At 37.4% G+C, this 17,592-nt stretch carries 13 protein-coding genes; 10 read left to right on the forward strand and 3 right to left on the reverse strand.

The features are described 5' to 3' along the window. Positions 1 to 316 precede the first annotated feature (316 nt). The 3 genes from QZL88_RS19860 (at position 317) to QZL88_RS19870 (ending at position 4,118) form a co-directional block, all read left to right on the forward strand. Positions 317 to 1,903: an ABC-F family ATP-binding cassette domain-containing protein gene (locus tag QZL88_RS19860; RefSeq protein ID WP_296944422.1), complete on the forward strand. Its 1,587-nt coding sequence runs from the start codon at positions 317 to 319 to the stop codon at positions 1,901 to 1,903. Between the two features lie 219 nt (positions 1,904 to 2,122). After that, on the forward strand, positions 2,123 to 2,941 hold the full coding sequence (locus tag QZL88_RS19865; protein WP_296944424.1) for an AraC family transcriptional regulator: 819 nt from the start codon (positions 2,123 to 2,125) through the stop codon (positions 2,939 to 2,941). A gap of 124 nt (positions 2,942 to 3,065) precedes the next feature. Then, a complete protein-coding gene (locus tag QZL88_RS19870; RefSeq protein WP_296944426.1) occupies positions 3,066 to 4,118 on the forward strand; it encodes an NAD(P)-dependent alcohol dehydrogenase in 1,053 nt (350 codons plus the stop codon). 162 nt (positions 4,119 to 4,280) lie between these two features. Here the strand turns inward: QZL88_RS19870 and QZL88_RS19875 are convergent, their stop codons facing one another. Continuing rightward, on the reverse strand, positions 4,281 to 5,243 hold the full coding sequence (locus QZL88_RS19875; protein ID WP_296944428.1) for a hypothetical protein: 963 nt from the start codon (positions 5,241 to 5,243) through the stop codon (positions 4,281 to 4,283). 548 nt (positions 5,244 to 5,791) lie between these two features. Here QZL88_RS19875 and QZL88_RS19880 point away from each other — a divergent pair. From QZL88_RS19880 to QZL88_RS19910, 7 genes are all read left to right on the forward strand, one after another. Next, the gene (locus tag QZL88_RS19880; RefSeq protein ID WP_296944431.1) at positions 5,792 to 6,544 is read left to right on the forward strand and encodes a hypothetical protein; all 753 of its coding nucleotides are present in this window, start codon (positions 5,792 to 5,794) and stop codon (positions 6,542 to 6,544) included. Between the two features lie 10 nt (positions 6,545 to 6,554). Continuing rightward, positions 6,555 to 8,132: a hypothetical protein gene (locus QZL88_RS19885; RefSeq protein ID WP_296944433.1), complete on the forward strand. Its 1,578-nt coding sequence runs from the start codon at positions 6,555 to 6,557 to the stop codon at positions 8,130 to 8,132. A gap of 333 nt (positions 8,133 to 8,465) precedes the next feature. Next, on the forward strand, positions 8,466 to 9,128 hold the full coding sequence (locus QZL88_RS19890; protein WP_296944435.1) for a class I SAM-dependent methyltransferase: 663 nt from the start codon (positions 8,466 to 8,468) through the stop codon (positions 9,126 to 9,128). Between the two features lie 100 nt (positions 9,129 to 9,228). Beyond that, positions 9,229 to 9,837, forward strand: coding sequence for a TetR/AcrR family transcriptional regulator (locus tag QZL88_RS19895; RefSeq protein WP_296944437.1), 609 nt, complete (start codon positions 9,229 to 9,231; stop codon positions 9,835 to 9,837). Between the two features lie 91 nt (positions 9,838 to 9,928). Then, positions 9,929 to 11,698: an ABC transporter ATP-binding protein gene (locus QZL88_RS19900; protein WP_296944440.1), complete on the forward strand. Its 1,770-nt coding sequence runs from the start codon at positions 9,929 to 9,931 to the stop codon at positions 11,696 to 11,698. Further along, on the forward strand, positions 11,691 to 13,421 hold the full coding sequence (locus tag QZL88_RS19905; protein ID WP_296944442.1) for an ABC transporter ATP-binding protein: 1,731 nt from the start codon (positions 11,691 to 11,693) through the stop codon (positions 13,419 to 13,421). The genes QZL88_RS19900 and QZL88_RS19905 overlap by 8 nt, the downstream gene beginning before the upstream one ends. A gap of 564 nt (positions 13,422 to 13,985) precedes the next feature. Further along, a complete protein-coding gene (locus QZL88_RS19910; RefSeq protein WP_296944445.1) occupies positions 13,986 to 14,873 on the forward strand; it encodes an AraC family transcriptional regulator in 888 nt (295 codons plus the stop codon). Between the two features lie 158 nt (positions 14,874 to 15,031). On the opposite strand, the gene QZL88_RS19915 is transcribed toward QZL88_RS19910, so the two are convergent. Both QZL88_RS19915 and QZL88_RS19920 read right to left on the reverse strand, forming a co-directional pair. Continuing rightward, positions 15,032 to 15,862, reverse strand: a complete 831-nt coding sequence (locus QZL88_RS19915) for a hypothetical protein (protein WP_296944448.1) — start codon at positions 15,860 to 15,862, stop codon at positions 15,032 to 15,034. A gap of 34 nt (positions 15,863 to 15,896) precedes the next feature. After that, positions 15,897 to 17,591: a RagB/SusD family nutrient uptake outer membrane protein gene (locus QZL88_RS19920; RefSeq protein WP_296944451.1), complete on the reverse strand. Its 1,695-nt coding sequence runs from the start codon at positions 17,589 to 17,591 to the stop codon at positions 15,897 to 15,899. Position 17,592 lies beyond the last annotated feature (1 nt).

Here is a 17,592-nt window from a genome sequence, read left to right on the forward strand (position 1 = left end):
GATTGTAAATATATTGCCTGTATCGATAACATTTACTACTTTTACTCCGAACAATAAAACCACTTCGATGAGAATGTAAAAAACTTTTACCATACACAGGTTTATTTCTCAATTGTTTAATTGACTATGCAGTATATTTTTAATATCTGTCTCTCAGTCATTTTTTATACCAACATGTAATTCTTAAATCAGCAAAGCAAATTTAATGCATCTATCCGGTCTGTAAGACGGATAATCATTTCTGGCACTCTGTTCGGGCGGCAATTATGCCGTATCCGGGGTTCCGAGTTTTTAATATTTTAAAATTATATCTATCATGTGTATTTCCGTACAACAATTAACATATACACATCCTGATAAAGAAGTTCTTTTTCAGGGTGTCAGTTTTTCATTAACTAAAGGGCAGAAAATAGCCCTGATAGGAGATAACGGCTCTGGCAAATCGACTTTAATGCATTTGCTGAAAGGAGATTTAATACCTTCATCGGGCGAAATAATCTGTTCGTCTGAGCCATACTATATACCACAGCACTTTGGGCAGTATAACCTGATGACAGTGGCTCAGGCGTTGCGAATAGACAGTAAGTTAAGAGCTTTGCATGCAATTCTCAATAATGATGCCTCCCCTCAAAACTTTGCTTTGCTTAATGATGACTGGACAATAGAAGAACGCTCCCAAGCTGCATTATCCCAGTGGGGAATGGAACATATCCCGTTTACAGCATCTTTGGATAGCCTCAGCGGAGGTGAAAAAACAAGGTTGTTTCTTGCAGGTATAGACATACATGAGCCGGGGCTTATCCTGTTCGATGAACCAACAAATCACCTCGATTATCACTATCGTGGAAAATTATATGATTTCATCACTTCATCCCGCAAGGCAATGGTTATCATCAGCCACGACAGGGCTCTTCTGAACTTATTGCCGGAAACCTATGAGCTGAGAAAAGATGGAATTACTTATTATGCCGGAAATTACGAGTTCTATAAAATCCAAAAAGAGCAGGAGGTACTATCTTTGCAGGTAAAGCTGGAAGAACAGGAAAAAGAACTGCGCCTTGTACGTAAAACAGCAAGGGAAATAGCGGAACGAAATCAGAAACGGGATATTCGTAATAAAAAAAATGTTGAACAGAAAGGAATAGCCCGTATCGTGGTCAACACATTACGAAATAAAGCAGAAAACAGTACAGCGAAGCAGAAAGGCACACATGAACAGAAGATGGGATCTTTAAGAGAGAATATCAACGATATACGAAAGTCTATGCCTGATATGAAAGCGATGAAAACAGATTTCAGTGAATCAGGCCTGCATGCGGGAAAAATACTGGTTTCGGCAAAAGATATAAATTTCAGCTACAATGATAATCCTTTGTGGAAGGATTCACTAAATTTCCAGATAAAGAGCGGTGAGCGAATATTGCTTCGAGGTAGTAACGGATCGGGTAAGACTACTTTATTGAAACTAATCACAGGACAATTGCTACCTCAGCAGGGTGTATTGGAACTGGCCGATTTCACTCACGTGTATCTCGATCAGGAATATTCTATCATCAATAACGGGCTGACGGTTTATGAACAAATACAGCAATTTAGTACAGGATTGCAGGAACATGAAATAAAAACAATACTCAACCGCTTTCTTTTTCCTTACCAGTCCTGGGATAAAGAGTGCGCTCTTCTCAGTGGCGGTGAAAAAATGAAACTTGCTCTCAGTTGCCTGATGGTATCCTCCAATACACCCGATATATTTATTCTGGACGAACCGACAAACAACATCGATATCCGGAATATCGAGATACTTACTGCAACAGTTCGGGATTTTGGAGGAACAGTATTGCTCGTATCGCACGACATCTATTTTATAAACCAGATGGATATCGATTATGAAATAGAGCTTTGATGGATTAAATAATAATGTAAATTTTAATGTTAATTATCTTCACCGTTCATGTAAAAAGAATAATCCCCGATGGGCCTGTGAGCAAAAATAATTGAGCTTCACAGCAAAAATAAATTAATTTATCTTCTTTATTTTTGGATAATAAAAATAGTTTTATCAATCCACAAGATTGAGCTTGTGAGCAAAAGAATAGTTATATTTGTAAAAACAAAAGATGATATGGAACAGAGAGTTAGAGTGGAAACGCTAGATTATTCCGGCATATTTCTGTCATGCTATACCAACGACAATACCACATGTGTACATGCAACAAAAGACCATACGCTGCTTTATCTCTATTCGGGCGAGCATGTGATCGATGATAATGGACAACAAACCATTATTCGTCCGGGAGAATGTGCCTTTATTCGTCGTGACCACCGTATCACGATGTATAAAAATCACACTGAAAAAGAGCAATATAAGGGGATTTCCCTAACTTTCCGTCGTAACCTGCTTCGCGAATTCTACAATAAACTGCATAAAAGCGAAATACCAAAATCGGTATCCGAACTTCACGAAAGTGTATTCAGAATCAAATCCAGGCCCGATATTACAAGCCTTTTTCAATCGCTCACTCCTTATTTCGATTCCAAAATCAAACCCAGCGATGAAGTGGCAAAGCTGAAGTTGCAGGAAGGAATATATTGTCTGCTCAATACCAGTAAGGAATTCTTTCCTGTACTGTTCGACTTTACCGAACCCTGGAAGATTGATATTATCGAGTTTATGAACGAAAATTACATGTATGAGCTTTCTATGGAAGAAATAGCATCTTATACTGGCCGTAGCCTGGCAACCTTTAAAAGGGATTTCACAAAAATCAGTGATGTACCGCCCCAGAAATGGCTTATACAAAAAAGGCTGCAGGTTGCTTACGAAAAACTCAAAAATGAGGATAAAAAAGTAAGTGACGTGTATGTTGAGGTAGGTTTCAAAAACCTGTCTCACTTCTATTCAGCTTTCAAAAAACAATTTGGATATTCCCCAAAGAGATAAAAGGATACCTGAGCTTTTCAGCAAATAAATCTGAGCCTTTCAGCAAAAAAAGTGTAAAGTTCTTCTTTTACTTTTGCCTCAAACCAAGTAATACTGAGTATCGTTATATATAAAAATAAAGACTATGAGTACAAAACAAGTAAAAGCATTTGGAACAGAGGCTGCTGTAGAGCCTTTAAAAGATTTAAATATAGAGCGTAGGGAAGTTGCGTCCAACGATGTAGAAATAGAAATCCTGTATTGTGGTATTTGCCATTCCGATTTACATAGCATTCATAACGATTGGGGCAGCACTATATATCCGATAGTCCCCGGGCATGAGATAGTTGGCAGGATTACGAAAACAGGTAATAACGTAACTAAATTCAAGGTCGGAGATTTGGCAGGTGTCGGCTGTATTGTAGATAGTTGCCGCGAATGTGAACATTGCCATGAAGGAGAAGAGCAATTCTGCGAAAAAGGATGGACTGTTGTATTCAATTCACCCGACAGTAAGCATGGTGGAGTCACTTATGGCGGATTTTCTGAAAGTATTGTTGTAGACGAAAACTACGTTGTACATGTACCCAATACCTTAGATTTACCGAGCGCTGCCCCTATCCTCTGTGCCGGCATCACGGTTTATTCCCCGCTGAAGCACTGGAATGCCGGACCTGACAAGAATATCGGAATAATAGGCATAGGTGGTCTGGGGCATATGGCCATAAAGATTGCCAAGGCAATGGGTGCTTATGTGACGGTCTTTACCACATCGCAATCGAAAGCTGACGATGCAAAACGTTTGGGGGCAGATGCTGTAGTTCTTTCTTCCAATGCCGAACAAATGAATAAATGTCCGAAACAGGATATGATATTGGATACCGTTTCTGCAAAACATGATGTCAATGCTTATCTCAACTTACTGAAAACAGATGGTTCTTTAGTAATAGTAGGATTACCTAACGAACCACTGGAAATAGGTGCCTTTAATGTGGTAAATGGAAGGAAAAGTTTCTCCGGTTCCAATATTGGAGGTATAGCTGAGACACAAGAGGTATTGGACTTCTGTGCAAAGCACAATATCAAAGCCGATATAGAGCTTATCAATGTACAGGATGTTAATACAGCCTTTGATAGGCTGGAGAAAGGGCAGGTAAAATATCGCTTCGTAATTGATATGGCTTCTTTAAAGAATTAGAAAGATTGATTAGTCCTAAATAATCGTTACAGGCTTATACAACAAACATATTCGTATTATCAGACTGCGGCAAGATTAGTGTTGCAGTCTGATAATACGAATTTTTCACAATGGTGGACGATTTGTAAACTTATCTACTCCAAAGCGGATTTATTCTACATGCTATGAGCCAATCTTATCTATTATTATTTTTTGTTCTTCAAAAAAAAGTTTTCGTCTGGACGAACCGCTTTTGGAAATCAAGGTCGCAAAATGTTTCATATTATCAAATGACCTTCGATGTGTTTTTATAACTTCCATATTTCTGGACAATCTATAGTTCATGCCTAACATCTTGATAAAGGCTATATTATACAGACCATCTTCGAATAGTCCGAAAGATGCATCTACACGAATTTCACTTAAATAAAAGTCGACGAGATAACCTGTTTTGTATTTTCCGGAAGCGGCAATCGATTTAAAATCGTTTGCTAAACTGTAAAGTTCTCCCTTTACTTGTCTTATATCGTCTTCATCCAGCAATTCCAATTCATGAAGGTATTGAACTTGTTCCAAATAGTATGTAAAAGGATTGTTAGAAAGGATATATGTACTATTTATATTCTGTACTAGAGCTGTAATATTGGATAATGTATTCAACAGATCCGAAGAAATTAGAGTTTCCGAAAACTTTCCATACTTATCATATATATCACCTTTTTCATAGAGTGATATATAGTAGCTCAATTTAAGCAAATTCGGATAAGATGTCAAAAGAGATACGGGTAAACTACCCGTTGCAACATAGAAATGAGCAGATTCTTTATTTTGAAAGCGGGCTATATGTCCAATCCAATGATTCAGGATTTCTGTATAAGCGTCTTCTGAAAGAGCAAACGTAGGGGTATTTGTGCCATATAAAGCATAATCGGTAGCTCCTAATCCAACTTCATCCAATGATATCTGAAGATTTTGAGCAATCATTACTGCTTCAGAATAAGTGAACAAAACCTCACCTCTAAGACGCCTGTAGATAGCCTCTTTGCTTAGAGGTAAAATACCCGACAATGTATCTATCACAGATCCCATTGCCAGTCTGTTTTTTATAGCCTCAATAAATTCTGAATTAATTTTATCTATTTTCATCTCTTTATAAATGCGCGTTTATATAATAAATATCAAAGAGTTAGTTCTGTATAAAGAATCTATATTATACATATTCTAGTGTAAATGTTTTATATACAGGAATGGCTGATTTGTTATTTTCAGGATGTAAACTTAGTAATTTTTCATATAGTTCATTCTTTTTTATATTAAATTGTCATTTTCTCTTTATAAGCTGCCTAATATTTCTAAATACATTTTGTTATAGATTTTAGTTGCGAAAATCGAAACGAATGAATTGTATATGCGGAATTCGTTTTGTTATTAACGGAATCAGAAATAGATTTTTATTATAATATTCTGAACTCATCTCTACCTTTGCATCGAAATTTTGGAGATAATAGATTTAACAAAGCCTCATATTTTTTTCTATATACAAGACACTGTTATTAAGAGATATTCCAACCTTAATACAAACTTTTTTATTAAATACTTATATGCTTCACAAGTAATCAATAACAACAGCGAAGATTATAGATTGTAGATAAATAAAAATAAAACAAACTCAGACTTATAAAATAAACGCGAACATGAAACAATTCCGCTTTAATAAGAGACAACAACTTCAACTCTTGCTTACCTTGCTATTATTAGCTTTGCCTTCGATAACAACAGCTCTCCGTGCACAGGTGACTATAGGATCAGGAAAATCTCCGGTAACAGGATCTTTATTAGACCTGAAAGAATATGACCTTACAGATCCGGATTCCGACAACGGGACAACAGCCACTAAGGGCTTTAATCTACCGCGTGTAAGACTGGTTGATTTGGATAAGTTGTTCCCCATGTTTGATAATCTGAAAGATCCTAATACCTATAATAATGGAGGTACAGACTATCCTAAGACTGTGGAGGATAATAAACATATCGGATTAATGGTTTATAATCTAACCGAAGATTCCAATAAGGGTTTTACAGAAGGACTTTATTATTGGAACGGTGTGAAGTGGGTAATACCGACAGGCAGGGACCCTGAGTCTAGGTTTTTTTATATGCCCTCATTTATTCTGGACACTTCTGATCCTCATAACAGTAATAAAACGATTGACCTGTATGATGCTTATCAAAAGCAGTTCACTGCGATACCGGCTAATAGAAGAAATCCACTTTCGAAACCCAATATACCAGTATATGATGCAGATAAGTTAGACTACTACATAACAGGGCTTGACGATTCGGTATTGAATATTATTAGTATTACAGATACGGGTATACTCACTTATCAGACTAAAGCTTCGGCTACAGGTATCACATATATAAATGTCGTTTTTGTTGTAAAATAAGTCTCTTGATATGAATTTCAGACTAAAAAGAATAATCTGCCTTACGTTAGCAAAGGGTACATATCTGTTGTCCACAATATTGATTACTCTAAATATGAATGCGCAGAACTATGGGAGTTTCCCTTATGAGGAAAGCTTTAAATCGACAGGACAACCATTTGCAATATCTATTCCTTCCGTATCCAGTGGTACTAATTCGGCCGTATTTACAGATGCAGGACTAAAATTGACCAATGCGGTGCAAAGTCAGTTTGGAGCAGTATTTGTAAATAGTCTCCAATTTAAGACAATCAATGGTATAAAAATCGAATTTGAATACATGATCTATGGCGGAGAAGCTACAAATAACGCAGATGGCATTTCTTTATTCCTTTTCGATGCATCAGTTAATAATCCTACCATAGGAACAAAGGGTTTTGGTTTGGGATATACCTTCAACAGGGCTATTGAGATATATAAGACTGCAAGAGCTCCCGGCTTAACGGGTGGTTATTTGGGTATTGGCTTCGATAATTATGGAAACTTTAAAAGCGTAAGATTTCAGGGCGAATCCAGGGTGAATGGTCTGTCGGATGGTAATGTTTTAAGGAATAGTAACGTAACTTTAAGAGGAGCCAAAGGGGCGATAGACAGTAATTATAAAGGTGCAAATATAGATGGATATTCCGGATATCCCGTCCTGATTTCACAGTCTACACTTACCCCTTCACTTAACAGAAAAATTAATGTAAATACTGGTGCGTACACTAGCTTTACTTCCAGTATTAATGCCGGTGATGCTTTTTCGTTAAGGGGGGGAGCAAGCTTTAATGATGAACAAACAAGCAACACTGCTTATCGAAAAGCCATTGTAGAGCTTTATCCCTGGGTGGATAATAACACAAACACCGTTTTAGGTAAACTTGTAACTGTCAAAATTCAGGTTGGCACTAAGCTTGTAACTGTTATTCAAAATTTTGAATATCCCGTTCAATTAACTTATATCGAAAACAGTTACTCTAATATGGCAGATGGGGATTTGAGTAATAGTGATGGTAGTGCCAGAAGTGTGTCTAAAGTGCTGAATTCTAAAGCACCGGAATATGTTCGTATAGGTTTCGCTGCATCGACAGGTGCTTATTACGATAATCACTATATTAAGAACTTAAAAATTACCTTGCCATCAGCAGCTATAGCCGCTGATGACGAAGTTGAAACTCCATTAAATAAGCAGGTAAGTATATATCCATTTACAAACGATATCGGATTTACCGGTCCGATAAAGCCTGACCAGATCGGCAATTCTTCTTATCTCGATCCTTCTTCTTTCCGCTTTGTTGATAACAGTGGCAATCCTCTGCCGGGGTACTCATATGCAACCACAGAAGGGCTCTGGCTATATGATCCAGGCACAAGTAAAGTGATATTTACTCCGGCACTGAATTATCAGGGAGAAGCTACTGTTAAATATGATATAAAAGCAGGATTAGGAGGCGAAGAACCTTATATAGACGATGCTTACAGGTCGTTACCAGCAACCATTACCATATTAGTAACTCCTCCTCAGGCAATTGTGACTAATTTAATGTTACAGCCGTTGATCCGGTAAACTATAAACTATTTTCAGAATAAAATGGATTTTGATATAGAGTATCCGGTCTGGTTTTATTAGAAAGAATAAAGGAAATGTTGAATATTTATATATCCTCTTTATTACGATACTTATCTGGTCAGGAACAAATTTAAAAAGTATTTGAGATATCTTTTTCTTCGCTGAGAAAGGCTCTGAAATTATATAAAAAGCTTACCTTCTCAATATAAAATATCGCATGACTGCTACCGAATACCTATAAGTAAGTACTATAAGGGATTAATATCATTATCAAATGCTATTTCGGAACTATTAATCGTTTTGTATTTTTATCGCAAAATAATAATTAGCATGGAATACGATAGCATATATTTATCCAAACAACTCCGTTGTCCTGCCGGAGCAGAAGCGCGTCAAATAGGAGTGAATATGTTTCAGTCAAACAGCAACATGATATTCGAAACAATAAAAGCCTTGAATATTCGTCCACATACAAGAGTTTTTGAAATCGGATTTGGTAACGGAATGCATTTATCCTATCTGTTCGAAAAAGAAAATACTCTCATATACGAAGGTATTGATATTTCGCAGGCAATGGTGGAGGAAGCTAATAAGAATAATGATGCACTCGTAAAATCGGGCAGAGTTGCTTTTAAGCATACTGCCGAATCTGAATCTTTATCTGCACCAGACTCTTCTTTCGTTTATTGCTTCTCTGCAAATACCCTTTATTTCTGGAACAATCCACAAAAATATTTCGACGAAATATACCGTATTTTAGATGAGGATGGGCTGCTTGCTATAAGTTTTATCACCAAATCTTTTGGTGATAAACTATCTTTTACGCAAACAGGCTTTACTTTTTATGAGATCGAAGAAGTAGAAGTATTTCTAACTAATTCGGGATTCGGAAATATACAATCCGTTATATTAACCGAAAATACAATTAGTAAAGACGGACAGAAGGTTTTACGTCCTTTTGTTATTATGACCGCAACAAAAGATCAATACTAAGTAGTATGAGAATGGGTTAAAATACCTAGAAATGGTGATTGTATAATTTCATTTATCGATGTTATTTTGTATTCATAAATGAACATTGTTCACTATTGAGATGAGAATATTGAGAGACGATAAATATAAATCGATACTGAAGGCAGCCCGGACAGAGTTTGTACAGAAAGGTTTTAAAGATGCATCTATGCGCGCTATTGCAAAGAATGCAAATGTGGGATTGAGCAATATTTATAACTATTTTAGAAATAAAGATGAAATATTTCTTGAAGTTGTGTCTCCTGCCAGAGATGACTTATTTGCATTTGTAAAAGAAAAACATACTGAAAAATATATCGACTTCAACTACATGTCAACTATCGATTATCAGGAAGAGACAGTAGATGTATATATACAATTACTTGTGAAGTACAAAGAAGAAATCCGTCTGCTACTTTTTCATTCGCAAGGATCAACAATGGAAAACTTTCGTGAGACCCTGACCGAGTATCTTACCCATGTTTCGGATAATCATAAATCAATAGTAAAGATGCATTATCCGCAAATGCAAGAAGTATCATCTTTTTTTACCCATACTTTATGTGCATTTATGGTAAGTACTGTAGGTGAAATTGTAACGCACGATATGGATAGGCAAAAAATCAGAGACTTCTTTAAAGAATACTTCAGATTTCAAATTGCCGGTTGGCGAGAATTGACAGGAATATAAACGGAGGCAATTTTTAGCCTCCTTTTTTTTGAACAAAACGGGACATTGTTCGCTATTGGTTAAACAAAATAAATATATATACAATAATCGTATGAATACATTAAAAAAACTTCGGCAATATATGGGAAACCGGAAAATCCTATTTCCCGTATCTATGCTATTGTCGGCACTCAGTGCATTGGCTGGTATGCTGCCCTTTATCTTTATCTGGCTTATTGTAAAAGAACTTTTAGTGACAGGAGGTACTCCTGGCTCAGATGTGAGTGTCTATGCATGGTGGGCTGCCGGATCAGCTGTTGGGGGCGTTATTCTTTACTTCGCAGCTTTGATGTCGTCTCATCTGGCAGCATTCAGGGTAGAATCCAACTTACGTAGTGAAGCTATGCAAAAAGTTATAAAGATGCCGCTTGGATTTTTCGACACCAATACTAGTGGGCGTATTCGTAAGATTATCGACGATAATGCCAGCGTAACACATAGTTTTCTGGCACATCAGCTACCCGATCTGGCCGCAACAGTGTTGATTCCTATCGTATCACTGATTCTTATGTTTGTGTTTGATTGGCGGTTGGGGCTTGCCAGTCTTATCCCCATTTTTATTTCTTTTCTGTTGATGGGATTTATGATGAACTCGGAAGGACGCTCGTTTATGCAGAAATATATGACATCGTTAGAAGAGATGAATACTGAGGCTGTTGAATATGTAAGGGGGATTCCGGTGGTGAAAGTTTTTCAACAAACGATTTATTCATTTAAAAATTTCCATAAATCTATTCTGAATTATAATAAAATGGTGTACAATTATACCCTCATGTGGAAACAACCCATGTCAATATATATTGTTGTTATCAACGGATTTGTTTTCTTTTTAGCACCTGTAGCCATCTTGCTGATTGACTATTCGGGCGATTATGCCTCCGTTATACTCAATTTCTTCTTGTTTGTATTGGTAACCCCGGTTTTTTCGCAAGGCATTATGAAAAGTATGTATCTGAATCAGGCTCTGGGACAAGCTGCCGAAGCAATGGAACGTTTAGATAATCTTATTGCTTTTGCTAATCTGCCAATCTCAGGTAACCCAAAGAAAATAGAACGATATGATATAAGCTTTAAGGATGTTTCTTTTTCTTATCCAGATGCTGAGCAGAAAGCTATAGATGGCATAAGCTTCAGCATATTGCAAGGAAAAACCGTTGCTTTAGTAGGAGCTTCCGGGAGTGGCAAAACTACTATTGCCCGTCTTATCCCGCGTTTTTGGGATGTAAGTAAAGGGCAGGTTTCGATTGGAGGTATAAATGTAAAAGATATCGAATCGGAAGAATTAATGGATAAAATATCCTTTGTTTTCCAAAATACAAAACTATTTAAAACCTCTCTACTCGATAATATCCGATATGGTAATCCGGATGCGACAATGGATGATGTTCACCGGGCTGTAGATATGGCTCAATGCCGGGAGATTATTGAAAAACAGCCATTAGGCTTACAAACCAAAATAGGCACAGAGGGAACTTACCTATCGGGAGGAGAACAACAACGGATTGTACTAGCTCGTGCTATACTGAAAAATGCTCCAATTGTTATATTGGATGAAGCTACGGCTTTTGCTGATCCCGAAAATGAACATCTCATACAGCAGGCTTTAGGCGAATTGACCAAAGGTAAAACTGTCCTTATCATTGCCCACAGATTGACCAGCATTGTCGACGCAGACCAAATACTGGTGATTGATAAAGGACAAATTGCCGAACAGGGCACTCATAAAGATCTGCTGGATAAAAATGGAATATATCTAAGAATGTGGAATGAATACCAACAATCGGTTCGTTGGACAATAAGAAAGGAGGCTAATAATGCTTGAAACAATAAAACAACGTTTTGCCCTGTCAGATAAAGGCGCAAAAGATTTTTGTAAGGGAATTTTTTTTACAACACTACTCGATATCGCTTTAATGCTTCCCGCTGTATTTACTTTCATTTTTCTTGAAGATTATCTTCGTCCAATATTCAATTCATCTGATAGTATTTTGCATGGAATAGCATATTACATAATTTTGGCTCTTGCTTTTATGTCGGTTATGTATCTTATCACTCTTTGGCAATATCAAAGTACTTTCACCAGTGTATACGAAGAAAGTGCAAATCGTCGTATCTCATTAGCTGAAAAATTACGAAAATTGCCTTTAGCATTTTTTGGAGAGAAGAATCTATCGGATTTGACAGCTACTATCATGGACGATTGTACCGATTTAGAACATACATTCTCCCATGCTGTACCACAATTGTTTGCATCATTGATTAGTATTGTACTTATTGCAATCGGTATGTTTTTCTACAATTGGCAACTGGCATTAGCTCTCTTTTGGGTTGTACCATTGGCTATGTCTATACTGCTAATATCCAAAAAGAAGATAAGAAAAGACTTTGGAGGAAACTACCTGGATAAACGCGATGTAAGTGAATATATACAAGAAGGCTTAGAAGCTGTTCAGGAAATAAAATCTTACAATAAGGAAAAAGATTATCTCAAAGATCTAAATAAAAAGATCAATAAATATGAGAAAAGTCAGACTACGGGCGAACTGATGACTGGTATACTTGTAAACGGTGCACAAAGCCTGCTAAAGCTTGGCTTGGCTAGTGTCATCATTATTGGCGCTAAATTATTGGCAACAGGTGATGTCGATTTATTTACATATCTTATTTTTTTGGTTATCGGGTCAAGGGTGTATGCTCCTGTATCGGAAGTCTTTAACAATTTGGCAGCTTTGTTCTTTCTTGATATCCGGATCAATCGGATGAATGACATGGAAGCATTACCTATTCAGCAAGGAGAAACTGTATTCAATCCTTCTGACTATAATATTGAGTTCAATAATGTTAGCTTTTCTTACGAATCGGGCAAACAAGTATTAAGGAACGTTTCCTTTACGGCCAAACAAGGAGAGGTTACAGCATTGGTAGGCCCTTCCGGAAGCGGGAAGAGTACAGCTGCAAAACTTGCAGCCCGATTTTGGGATGTTCAGTCAGGTAAAATATTACTTGGAGATCAGGATATCAATCTTATTGAACCGGAAAATTTGTTGCAAAATTATGCTGTTGTTTTTCAAGATGTGGTACTCTTTAATGCTTCTATCATGGAAAATATCCGAATCGGGAATCGGGATGCATCTGATGAAGAGGTGATGTGTGCCGCAAAACTAGCTCAATGTGACGAGTTTGTAAGTAAGATGTCGCAAGGATATCAAACTGTAATTGGAGAAAATGGCGAGACACTTTCGGGAGGCGAACGTCAACGGGTATCTATTGCCCGCGCTTTGTTGAAAGATGCGCCTATCGTCCTACTCGACGAAGCAACAGCGTCATTGGACGTGGAGAATGAGACAAAAATACAAGCTGGCATATCGGCACTTGTGAAAGATAAGACTGTATTGATCATTGCGCATCGTATGCGGACAGTTGCTAATGCAAACAAGATTGTTGTGCTGGATAAAGGTAGTGTAGCCGAGATGGGAACGCCGGAAGAATTGAAGGAACAAAATGGGATTTTTGCAAAAATGATGGAAAAACAAATGGCGACATGATTATTCTCAGCCAGCGGATAAGAGGATGATGCTATCTATGAAAACGCGAGGCTGAAAAGAATTTTAGAGGACGGATGATATAATAAAGAGAGAAATTATTACTTTTACGTTTCTGATTATCTGGATAACAACCGGATAGCCGCCAATGCTGTAGTATTGACGGAGCAGAGCACAGGGTATTATCCTTTCGGTATATTGTTCGCTAATGTACCGGACTGCCAAAAACAATCGCACAAGGGTAATAATAGGGAATTGAAAGACGAAATGAGCTGAATATATATAACTACAGAACTTGATGGAAAGACGATTTCAGATTTACTGCCGTAGATCCGTTGGTGGAGAAAGGTTATTCGAGTTCGCTATATACATGCTATGTTAATAATCAACTAATTATTTTGTTCCTCCGGCAGGGATATAGATTATTATTAGTGATGGAAATATATAATGCATTGTATATAGAGGAATTCAGCTTCAGAATTTTATACAACCAAGGCTAATACAGAGTATAATTGAAAGAAATTAGGTTAAGCCAGATTCATAAAATACCAAAGTAATAATCTGAAAATGAATTCAATATTACGAGAAATAACACCCTTGTCCGAAAAGGACTGTTTTTATATAACAGACAGGATAAAAACAGAATTTACATACCCCTTGCATTGCCATGATGAGTATGAACTCAATTTTGTAGAAAATGCTTCAGGTATAAAGCGGATCGTTGGCGATTCGGCCGAAATAATTGGCGATTACGACCTTGTACTCATAACCAGTAAAGATCTTGAGCATGCCTGGTTTCAGAATGACTGTCCACCGAAACAAATAAGAGAGATTACTATCCAATTTTCGTCAGACCTATTCATTAATAATTTTCTTAATAAGAATCAGTTCAAATCGATAAATAGGATGTTCGAACAAGCACGAAAAGGTATTTGCTTTTCGAATAAGGCTATAATGAAAGTTTATCATATGCTCGATGTATTGGCCTCTGAGCAACAGGGCTTTTATTCCGTTATTAAATTTTTAAGCATATTGTACGAATTGTCATGTTATTGTAATAGCGAGGGTATGTATACATTATCCAGTTCTTCTTTCGCCAAAATCAGTTCGCATTCCGAGAGTAGGAGAGTACAAAAGGTACAAACATATATCGATGAGCATTTCAAACATTCAATCCGTTTAGAAGATCTAGCTCATCTGGTAGGCATGTCTCCGGCTGCATTTAGTAAGTTTTTTAAACTGAGAACCGGAAAGACTTTATCAGATTACGTTTTGGTTATACGAATCGGGCATACTATAAGACTGTTGGTAGACTCATCGATGTCTGTATCTGAGATTTGTTACGAATGTGGATTCAATAATATATCTAACTTTAATCGGATATTCAAGAAAAAGAAAGACTGCACTCCATCTGAATTCAGAGCTAATTATCCGAAACGAAAAGTAATTATTTAAGCACCAAGGATCTATTTCCCTGCACATGATATTTTGTATACAATGATTGTTTGCCTTGGTCCGTATGTGTACATATATCGGAGTAAAGCGTGTGATAGAAAAAAAGCTTATCTGCCAATGCTGACAGATAAGCTTTAATTACCAAAACTTTATTTACCTTACTTAGCTTTGAACATCCAGAACCAGGCTGTTCCTCCTACTTCTACGTCAGCCTCTGGATAAGAAAGAACCAGTTGGTTATTATTTATTATTAAGATATCATATTCATATACCTTAACCCTTCCTTCGTTGGGTGATATACCACACAATACGTTTACAGCTTTTGTTTTGAGTTTTCCGGTTGCCCATACTGTACCATCGCCTAAAACTATTTTCTGAGTTATATCGAAAGAAAACGTACCTTTTTCCTTAGTTCCATCCGATTTGTTCTTGGTCAAACTGGCACCTTGTAATGAAAATATCATACTTGCTCCAACACCATCGCCTGCGGCTTGTCCATCTATTGCGTCAATGTTTAAGGTCCACCAAGCCGGAGCATTGTTAACCATATAGCCGCCATTACCCCACACTGCCGGTTGAGTCGTATCCCATACCCATTCTTTCTCTCCTGTACCACACAGATATCCCCACTCTAAAGGTACAGGGAACGATAGTTCGTCGACAGATACACTCAGTTCTTTTGATATAGTAGTTCCATTCGGATTCAGCCCGGTGAAGGTTATCTTATTAGTACCTTCTACCACCAACAGTACAGTATCGGTTTGCCGCTGAGAAGTTCCCACACCGTAGTCCCAGTTAGAGAGAACCGGACTATGATTTTCTAATATGACTTTATTCGAGTTTTTACCATTAACAACTATTGGTGTAGCTTTGATATTCAACTCATTTGCCGATATCTCACCTCCTATAGGATTCGTTTTTTCGATAGGATCGCAAGAGGAAAAGATAATTGCCAGTAACGAAAAATATAATATAGTTAATTTTTTCATTTTCTTATTTTTTAGTAAAATTAGTCATCATTTATTACCAGCCAGGATATTCTACATCAGACGTTCCCCAACCTTTATTTTGAGTTAATACACCATTCGATAATGCTATCTGTGATTCAGGAATAGGCCAGAATCCGCCGGTAGCTTCATAACGGGCTTTGTAACCTCCACCAAATACTTTCATAACAGCATCTACACCTCTGTTTTTTATAGCGGCGCCTTCCTGCTGGGCTAATAATTGAGGAGCGTCGTGCCATCTCATTATATCAAAATAGCGTTGTCCTTCAAATGCTAATTCCCATCTGCGTTCACGCTTGAGGGCTTCTAAAGAATAACCAACGATAGGCAATCCTACACGGGCTCTAACTTTATTGAGACCTGTATTGTCTTGTTTTAGTTCGGAATGCATTAATAATATATCAGCAAATCTGATCAGTACCAAATCTTGCATATGACATATCTGTAGGTTAGGATTTGCCTTCTCTTTCAGTACAGCATACGATGCTACCAAAGCGCCACCATCAGGGTCGTGTGCCGTGATTGGGATATATTTCTTTTGCCAAAATCCGGTTTCCTCCATTTGTTTATCAGCGCCATATATGTATTTCGTCAATTCATCTTCTACATTCAATATAGATGCTACACGGCGAGGATCGGTTGGCTCCTGGGCTCGCCAATCATTCCATAGTTTTGAGTTTACCGGGCCTGCACCCCAACCTTGTCCGAATGGGAAAGTGTCTTCGCCTCCGTTGTTGCTTCTCAAACCGAAATGTAAGACATACTGGTTCGAGTATCCTAGTTGATATGTATCACCCCAATCTACAGTTGTTCCGAATTTGACAGCGAAAACAGTTTCTTTGTTACCATCATCGGCCCACATCAATCCTTTACCTTTTGTATAGGCATACTCTTCTACTGTATAAGAATTTGTATATGGCCACAGGTTTCTGAAATCTCCTACTAAGCCGTGTCCGCTATTCGCAATACAATTGTCTAACCATGATATAACTTGATCTTTCGAAATCGATCCATCATTTGTAGGCAAATCTGTTTTGTTATAATAGCCTGTGTAGAATAAAAATACGCGTGCCATAAGAGCCTGTGCTGCCCATTTTGTTGCATGGCCGGATTGAGTTTCGGTATATGCTTTATCATACATCAGGCTAATAGCTTGTTGCAGATCGGAGGCTATTTGGGCATATATGGCATCGGCCGGTGACTTAGGCAGATTTTCAGCTTCTGTTTTAAGTACTAATGGAACTTCACCAAACATCTGCACCATCTCGAAATAGAATAATGCACGCATGAAATAAGCTTCTCCATAATACTGGTTTTTCTGAGCGTCACTTTCCCAACCTGTACAGTTCTCCAAAGTTTCCAAAGCCATATTTGCTCTGAATATTCCTTGATAGCGAGCTGTCCAGAATGTACCGAAACGACTTGGTGCAGTATTCATGAAGTGATCCAGTCCCTGCATATCTTTATCGTTTTCGCCACCTCCTCCAAATCGTTCATCAGAAGCTAACTCAGACATATAGAATAGAGTGTGTTGAGGATTGGATATAGCCTGGCTCATTGTAGAGTAAATAGCTGTAATCATCTTATTGGCATCGTCCAGCGTTTTAGGAAAGTTACCAGTATTCTTTTTTGTATAACTTTCTGAATCTAAAAAACTGTCACAGCCGGTAAATAACAATATGGCGCCTATTATAAATATGATCTTTTTCATG

The sequence above is a fragment of the uncultured Dysgonomonas sp. genome (assembly GCF_900079725.1).
In the GTDB taxonomy this organism is placed as follows: domain Bacteria; phylum Bacteroidota; class Bacteroidia; order Bacteroidales; family Dysgonomonadaceae; genus Dysgonomonas.

What these genes read in the sequence shown, in the direction of transcription:
- QZL88_RS19860 (WP_296944422.1), top strand. Translation starts at nt 317, where the DNA reads ATGTGTATTTCCGTACAACAATTAACATATACACATCCTGATAAAGAA.
- QZL88_RS19865 (WP_296944424.1), top strand. Translation starts at nt 2,123, where the DNA reads ATGGAACAGAGAGTTAGAGTGGAAACGCTAGATTATTCCGGCATATTT.
- QZL88_RS19870 (WP_296944426.1), top strand. Translation starts at nt 3,066, where the DNA reads ATGAGTACAAAACAAGTAAAAGCATTTGGAACAGAGGCTGCTGTAGAG.
- QZL88_RS19875 (WP_296944428.1), bottom strand. Translation starts at nt 5,243, where the DNA reads ATGAAAATAGATAAAATTAATTCAGAATTTATTGAGGCTATAAAAAAC.
- QZL88_RS19880 (WP_296944431.1), top strand. Translation starts at nt 5,792, where the DNA reads ATGAAACAATTCCGCTTTAATAAGAGACAACAACTTCAACTCTTGCTT.
- QZL88_RS19885 (WP_296944433.1), top strand. Translation starts at nt 6,555, where the DNA reads ATGAATTTCAGACTAAAAAGAATAATCTGCCTTACGTTAGCAAAGGGT.
- QZL88_RS19890 (WP_296944435.1), top strand. Translation starts at nt 8,466, where the DNA reads ATGGAATACGATAGCATATATTTATCCAAACAACTCCGTTGTCCTGCC.
- QZL88_RS19895 (WP_296944437.1), top strand. Translation starts at nt 9,229, where the DNA reads ATGAGAATATTGAGAGACGATAAATATAAATCGATACTGAAGGCAGCC.
- QZL88_RS19900 (WP_296944440.1), top strand. Translation starts at nt 9,929, where the DNA reads ATGAATACATTAAAAAAACTTCGGCAATATATGGGAAACCGGAAAATC.
- QZL88_RS19905 (WP_296944442.1), top strand. Translation starts at nt 11,691, where the DNA reads ATGCTTGAAACAATAAAACAACGTTTTGCCCTGTCAGATAAAGGCGCA.
- QZL88_RS19910 (WP_296944445.1), top strand. Translation starts at nt 13,986, where the DNA reads ATGAATTCAATATTACGAGAAATAACACCCTTGTCCGAAAAGGACTGT.
- QZL88_RS19915 (WP_296944448.1), bottom strand. Translation starts at nt 15,862, where the DNA reads ATGAAAAAATTAACTATATTATATTTTTCGTTACTGGCAATTATCTTT.
- QZL88_RS19920 (WP_296944451.1), bottom strand. Translation starts at nt 17,591, where the DNA reads ATGAAAAAGATCATATTTATAATAGGCGCCATATTGTTATTTACCGGC.